Raw genomic sequence first — 5617 nt, forward strand, 5'->3', positions numbered from 1 at the left:
ATCAGGCCCTTGGCGCGCGCGAGATCGCCTAGCTGGTTAAGCGACCAGCCGAAAGAATCCGTGATGTAGGGGTCCGAGTCGGCCAGCAGCATCGCGCGGGCAAGCACCTTGTAGCCCTCTTCATACTTGTCTGTCCGGGTGATCAGGAAATAGCCCAGTGAATTCAGCGTATAGGGATCGTTCGGGCGCGCAAGGCGCTCCGACCGGAGGATGACCAAAGCGTCATTGATCCTGCCAGCCTGGCCCAGCGCGTCGGCTAAAACCATCCGGCGCTGGTGTGTGTCATCCAGCGTGCGGGCATCGCGGGCATGGTCAGCGGCCTTCGCCGGATCGCCGAAGTGCAGATACACGGAACTTGCCGCGCCATGCGCCGCGGCCTGCTCGGCGGCGTTTTCGGCGAGGGCCAGCAGTTCCGGCACGAGGTTATAGGCGGCGGTCTTGTCGTCCAGCAGCGCACGCAGTTGCAGCGCGCCGTACAGGGTCGACAGGCGGTCTTCCTCATCCGTGATGTCCAGCGCAGTTTCGATCGCGTCGCGTGCGCCGGCCACGTCGCCATTCATCAGCAGCGCCTGCGCCGCCGACATCTGTAACGCGGGCGTGGTCTCCGGCGCCGTCTGCGCGACGTGCGCCGCACCTGAATAAAGCGCTTCCTCGTATAGCGCGTCGATGACGCCGGTGCGGACGTTATCGTTCTCGGGGTCGATCAGCAGGATTGCGAGATCGAACGCGGCGCGCTTGTCGTCGAAACCTTCGATGCTTGCGCCCATCATCACGGTCTGGATGAAGCGCTGCTGCTGCATCGAATAGGACACATCCGACAGCGCCATCGCAAAACCGGTTTTCACGGTCAGGGCCCTGTTCTTGAGATTCCTGCCGGTTTCAAGGCTGTCGATGGCGGCGGCATAGCTGGTCGACTGCTCGGGCTCGGCGTCGGCCAGCTGCTGGTAGACCAGCTTGGATTCCTCGATCCGCCCCATCCGCTGCAACAGCAGAGCATGGCGCACAATCACCGTACTGATATGGGCGAAGACGATGCCTTGCGGGTCGAATTCGTGTTCCGGCGCCTGGATCACCGTCGGGGTCAGCGCGTCATAGACGGCGAGTGCTTCTTCGTCCCGGCCCGCGGCTTCCAGCATCGCTGCCAGCGACAGGTCTGCCGTGATACCTGGCATGCCGCCAGCCACTTCCCGGTGGCGATTGATGGCGCCGTCGAGGTCGCCTTCCATAGCCAGCAGCCAGGCATCGATCCAGAGATAGAAACCCGGTTGGTCGAAGTCCGCCGCTGCGTCCCCGGTAATGCCCAGGTACTGACGCGCGCCCACCATGTCGAGGGCCGCAGCGCGGTCTAAGGCGAGATAGGCGTTCAGGAACCGGTCGCTGCCGCGTTCGGTTTCGTCCATCGCCGCCAGCAGGGTAAGGTATCCGGCCGTGTCGCCCGCCTTCAGCGCATCCCCCTGCGCCGCATAGACGGCCCGCGCGCCTGTGTCCGTCGTCACTGCCGTTGCCAGCGCCGCCGGCGACAGGGTCCTGGCGGAGGTCTCGGCTTCCAGTCCGGCGACCCCGGCATTGGTGCCGGGCAGGCTCGCGCAGGCGGTCATGCCAAACGCAAGGAGAAGGGCGAACAGGGAGGGTTTCAGGGGCATAAGCGCGGCAACTCCGCCTTGCGGAAAGGATAAGTGAAGCAGTCCCTTGCGGCAAGAGCAAGGCGTGGGGGGCTGTGAAGCCGCAGGCGCGGACAACACGCCTGCGTTACAATCACATGTTCGGATAAGCCGGTCCGCCGCCGCCTTCGGGCACCGTCCAGTTGATGTTCTGGTTCGGGTCCTTGATGTCGCACGTCTTGCAGTGGATGCAGTTCTGCGCGTTGATTTGGAACTTGAGGTCCGCGCCCGAGCCGACCCACTCATACACGCCCGCAGGGCAGTAGCGCGCTGATGGACCGGCATAGACATCATGCTCGGAGGCCTTCTGCAGGGACATGTCGGCAACGATCAGGTGCACCGGCTGGTCTTCGCCATGATAGGTATTGGTGAAGGACACGTTGGTCAGCTTGTCGAAGCTTATGATGCCGTCGGGCTTTGGATAGTCGATCGGCTTGAAGTCCTTGGCGGGCTTCAGCGACTCGGCGTCGGTCTTGGTATGGTGCAGCGTCGGCAGAAAGCCAAAACCGACCAGAACGCGCATCCACATGTCCGGCACGCCGATCATGGCGCCCAGCAGCGTGCCGAACTTCGACATCAGCGGCTTCATGTTGCGCACCGGCGAAAGGTCCTTCCAGACCCAAGAGCTGCGCACCGCGTCGGGATAGTCTGCGAGCACGTCGCTCTGGCGCCCGGAGGTCACCGCCTCGAAGGCGGCTTCGGCGGCCAGCATGCCGGTCTTCATCGCGTTGTGCGTGCCCTTGATGCGCGGCAGGTTCACGAAACCAGCCGAGCAACCGATCAACGCGCCGCCTGGGAAGGACAGCTGCGGGATCGACTGGATGCCGCCGGATGTGATTGCCCGCGCGCCATAAGCCACGCGTTTGCCGCCCTTGAGATAGCGGATGACATCCGGGTGATGCTTGTAGCGCTGGAACTCGCTGTAGGGCGCCAGATAAGGGTTCTTGTAGTTGAGGTGGACGACATAGCCGACCGAGACGAAGGCCTCGCCATTGTCGCGGAAGTGATAGAGGAAGCCGCCGCCATCGCCGTTCTTGCCCATCACGGGCCAACCGAACGTGTGTTGCACGAGGCCTTCCTGGAAAATCTCCTCCGGAACGGACCAGACCTCTTTCAGGCCGATGCCGAACTTCTGCGGGTCGCTGTCCCTGCAGAGGTCGAACCTGGCCTGCAGCTGTTTGGTCAGCGAACCGCGCGCGCCCTCGGCGAACAGCACATACTTGCCGAGCAGTTCCATGCCGGGCTGGTAGTCCGGACCCGGCTTGCCGTGCTTGTCGATACCCATGACGCCGGCCACGATGCCGCGCACCGCGCCCTTGTCATCATAGACGACTTCAGAGGCGGCAAAGCCAGGGAACACTTCCACGCCCAGCTTCTCCGCTTCGGCGCCAAGCCAGCGGCAGACGTTAGCCAGCGAGCCGATAAAGCAGCCATGGTTGCTCATCAACGGCGGGAAGGGCGCCCAGCCGACTTCGGCCGAGCCGTTCTCGCCGAGCAGCTTGTAGCTGTCAGTCGTTACTTCGGTGGTCAGCGGACGGTCGGCGCGGGTGCGCCAGTCCGGCAGCAGCTCGTCGAGCGCCTTGGGGTCGAGCACGAGGCCGGACAGGATGTGCGCGCCGATCTCGCCGCCTTTCTCGATGACGACGACCGACAGGTCCTGGCCCGCCCGTGCGGCGCGTTGCTTGAACCGGATGGCGGCGGAAAGTCCTGCGGGGCCACCGCCAACGATCACCAGGTCAAATTCCATCGACTCGCGTTCGGGGGCGTCGGCCATGGGTCACTCCTTGTTTGCGCTTTGCGCCGTATCCCTATCAGGTTAAGCACTTATAGCGTGTTTCCCGAAGGTCCAGCCTGTCCGCAATGCCAGCCCCTGCGTCAAGAGTGCCGATTTCTGTGCTCACCGAATGGTGGGCCGACATGGGCGTGAGCGTGGATACGGTTCTGGTGGATGGCCTGCTTAAGTCTGCACCGGCTCGCGAGGCGCCTGAACAAGACGCCGGACCCGCCGCGCCGGCGCTGATCCGCAAGGGCGTACGTACGGTGGCAGACTGGGCCAATGAAGCCCGCGCGCTGGCATCAGCCTCGGACACACTTGACGCGCTGGCCAGCGCCATTCGCGCCTTTGATGGCAGCCCCCTGAAAGCGGCATGCGAACAGGCGGTCGTTTTTGACGGCATACCTGGCGCACCGCTCATGTTGATCGGGGAGGGCCCCGGCGAGGAGGAAGACCGGCGCGGCTTGCCTTTCGTCGGCAAGGCGGGGCAGCTGCTCGACAAGATGCTTTCTGCCATCGGACAGTCGCGCGCTGAGAACACGTTTATCACCAACGTCAATTACTGGCGCCCGCAGGGCAACCGCAATCCGGAGGCGGACGAACTCGCCGTCTGCCGGCCGTTCGTCGACCGGATGATCGAGCTGGTGAAGCCGAGGCTGATCATCGCCGCCGGCGGGGTCCCCGCCGTTTCATTGCTTGCCAGCACGGAAGGCATCATGAAGCTGCGCGGCAATGAATACGCCTTCGCGACGCCCGGCGGATTCAAGGCGCCGCTGATACCGATTCTCCACCCCGCCTATCTGCTCAGCCGTCCGCAGGACAAGAGCCGCGCCTGGCGCGACCTGATGCTGATCGAGAAGCGTTTGGCGGAGTTGGCCGCCGGTTAGTCTTCAATGGCCTGCCCGGCTTTCTCGTCGACCTTGCTGCGCTCTTGCGTCTTCAGCATGACGAACTCGGCTGCGATCTGACCGTTCGGGTCTGCGCCGATCACTTCCTTTGCCTCGCCGAAGATATCCTCTCCTTCCTCTTCGATATGGTGCTCGTAGCGCCCCTTCAGCGACTTGAACCGGGCAAGCCAGCCGGGAGACCTGAACTCCATCTCGTGGAGGCCCTGGATCATCTCTTCCAGCTCATGGTGCTCCGCAACCGAGTGGCGCCCTTCCGGCTGACCCTCGGACTCCGAGATCAGCTTGCTGTAGAAGGAAAGTTCCTCAGCGGCCGCATGGGCGCTTACATCAAAGTAGAAGGTCTGCCAAAGCTTGCGGCGATCTGCGGAATCACCTTGGGTTCTGGCCAGCTTTGAGAGCAAATCCCGATGTCTGTCATGATCCGTCCTGAGCGTCTGATAGATCGTCGGCATGGGGCGTCCTCCTGCGATCATGAGATTGTGAAACGCGCTATCCGGCTCTCTGTTCCCTTGCGTCCTGCTGACTGAGCGCGCCCGGATGCCCGCACCGCTCTCCATAATCATCCCCGCGCTCAACGCTGCCGGCGACCTGCCCCTGGTACTGGAAAGCCTGCTGGTGGGCCTGGAGGCCGGGTTGATCCGCGAAGTCATAGTGGTGGACGGCGGCTCCGCCGACACGACCCGGTCCATCGCGGGTTCAGCCGGAGCAACTGTTCTCGAATGTGCGCCGGGCCGGGCAAAGCAATTGCGGGCCGGGGCAGCGGCGGCCCGCGGCGAGTGGCTGCTGTTCCTGCATGCCGACACGGCTCTGTCGCGCGACTGGGCCGAGCGCGCTGGCGCCCACATGGGCACACGTCCCGGGATGGCTGCCGCGTTCAGGCTGAAGTATCGCTCCGATGCGCGCGAAGCCCGTTGGCTCGAGCGGCGCGCCAACCGCCGCGCCCGCTGGATGGGATTGCCATATGGCGATCAGGGCCTGCTGATTTCGCGCGAGCTGTATGAAGACGTGGACGGCCATCCGGACGTACCGCTGATGGAGGACGTGATGCTGGCGCGCGCCCTCGGCAAGCCGCGCCTCGTCATCCTTGACGCAGAAGCCCGAACCTCGGCGGCTAAATACGAACGTGACGGCTGGCGCAAACGGGCCTGGGCGAATGCCTGGCTGCTGACGCGTTTCCTGATGGGCGCGCGGCCCGAGGACCTCGCGAAGGCCTATCGCTAATCCGCGTCCGCCCACCACTGCGGATCGGCAAACCTCTCTGCATAATCAAGGGT

At 64.0% G+C, this 5617-nt stretch carries 4 protein-coding genes and 1 pseudogene; 2 read left to right on the forward strand and 3 right to left on the reverse strand.

Annotation, left to right across the window (positions count from 1 at the left end; genetic code table 11):
• Together WEA77_RS04540 and WEA77_RS04545 are read right to left on the reverse strand one after the other, a co-directional pair.
• Positions 1 to 1643, reverse strand: a pseudogene (locus WEA77_RS04540) (hypothetical protein); the annotation flags it as partial.
• Between the two features lie 112 nt (positions 1644 to 1755).
• Entirely contained in the window at positions 1756 to 3435 is a 1680-nt protein-coding gene (locus tag WEA77_RS04545; RefSeq protein ID WP_368066678.1) for an electron transfer flavoprotein-ubiquinone oxidoreductase, read from the reverse strand.
• A gap of 107 nt (positions 3436 to 3542) precedes the next feature.
• Here WEA77_RS04545 and WEA77_RS04550 point away from each other — a divergent pair, with 107 nt between their 5' ends.
• Positions 3543 to 4322, forward strand: a complete 780-nt coding sequence (locus WEA77_RS04550; protein ID WP_368066679.1) for a uracil-DNA glycosylase family protein — start codon at positions 3543 to 3545, stop codon at positions 4320 to 4322.
• Here the strand turns inward: WEA77_RS04550 and WEA77_RS04555 are convergent.
• Positions 4319 to 4795: a hemerythrin domain-containing protein gene (locus WEA77_RS04555; protein WP_368066680.1), complete on the reverse strand. Its 477-nt coding sequence runs from the start codon at positions 4793 to 4795 to the stop codon at positions 4319 to 4321. The two genes, WEA77_RS04550 and WEA77_RS04555, sit on opposite strands and share 4 nt — an antisense overlap.
• Positions 4796 to 4880: 85 nt before the next feature.
• Between WEA77_RS04555 and WEA77_RS04560 the strand changes: the two genes are divergently transcribed.
• A complete protein-coding gene (locus WEA77_RS04560) occupies positions 4881 to 5564 on the forward strand; it encodes a TIGR04283 family arsenosugar biosynthesis glycosyltransferase (protein WP_368066681.1) in 684 nt (227 codons plus the stop codon).
• Positions 5565 to 5617 lie beyond the last annotated feature (53 nt).

Origin of the sequence: Hyphomonas sp. (genome assembly GCF_040882205.1) — a bacterium.
Classification (GTDB): Bacteria; Pseudomonadota; Alphaproteobacteria; order Caulobacterales; family Hyphomonadaceae; genus Hyphomonas.

What these genes read in the sequence shown, in the direction of transcription:
- WEA77_RS04545 (WP_368066678.1), bottom strand. Translation starts at nt 3,435, where the DNA reads ATGGCCGACGCCCCCGAACGCGAGTCGATGGAATTTGACCTGGTGATC.
- WEA77_RS04560 (WP_368066681.1), top strand. Translation starts at nt 4,881, where the DNA reads ATGCCCGCACCGCTCTCCATAATCATCCCCGCGCTCAACGCTGCCGGC.
- WEA77_RS04555 (WP_368066680.1), bottom strand. Translation starts at nt 4,795, where the DNA reads ATGCCGACGATCTATCAGACGCTCAGGACGGATCATGACAGACATCGG.